Source organism: Lamprobacter sp., assembly GCF_034860625.1.
GTDB lineage: Bacteria > Pseudomonadota > Gammaproteobacteria > Chromatiales > Chromatiaceae > Lamprobacter.
Window position 1 is genome coordinate 1 of record NZ_JAYESN010000702.1, and the last position, 736, is coordinate 736.

Below are 736 nucleotides of genomic sequence, written 5' to 3' on the forward strand. Positions count from 1 at the left end.
CGGATCATCCTGCGGCAGCGGCTCGTGCACCAGCGGCGAGCGCGAGCCGGTCAGGTCCTTCACCGCCTCAGCCAGCTCGATCACCGTGAACTCGCCGGGGTTGCCTAGGTTGACCGGGCCGGTTAGGTCATCCGGGCTGTCCATCAGCCGCACGAAGCCTTCGATCAGGTCGTCGACATAGCAGAACGAGCGCGTCTGCTCACCGTCGCCGTAGAGCGTGATCGGCTCGTTGCGCAGGGCTTGGACGATGAAGTTTGAGACCACCCGACCATCGTTCGGATGCATGCGCGGGCCGTCGGTGTTGAAGATGCGCGCCACCTTGATGCGCAGCCCATGCTGGCGACGGTCATCGAAGCAGAGCGTCTCGGCGCAGCGCTTGCCCTCGTCGTAGCAAGAGCGCGGGCCGATGGGGTTGACGTTGCCCCAATAATCTTCGGTCTGCGGGTGGATGGTCGGGTCGCCGTAGACCTCGCTGGTCGAGGCCTGAAAGAACTTGGCCTTCACCCGCTTGGCCTGATCCCAAGAAGGCCCGAGCATGTTGATCGCCCCGTGCACGCTGGTCTTGGTGGTCTGTCCCTGAGGTATCCCCACGAAATCTCACGCATCATCAATTTAACCGGTCTTTCCGGATCGTGGCGGTTTAGCCGGGAGGCTTGACCGCATTGTCCGCGCGCAAGGCTTCGACTTGGGCCAGTGTTAGCCCGGTTGCTTGGGCAATCTGTGCGTCGCTGAGGGC

General features: G+C 63.2%; 1 protein-coding gene. It reads right to left on the reverse strand.

Features of this window, described 5'->3' with window-relative positions; translation table 11 throughout:
• A partial coding sequence (locus tag VBE63_RS30850) for an NAD-dependent epimerase/dehydratase family protein (RefSeq protein ID WP_323686754.1) occupies positions 1-591 on the reverse strand: 591 nt, incomplete at its 3' end.
• Positions 592-736 lie beyond the last annotated feature (145 nt).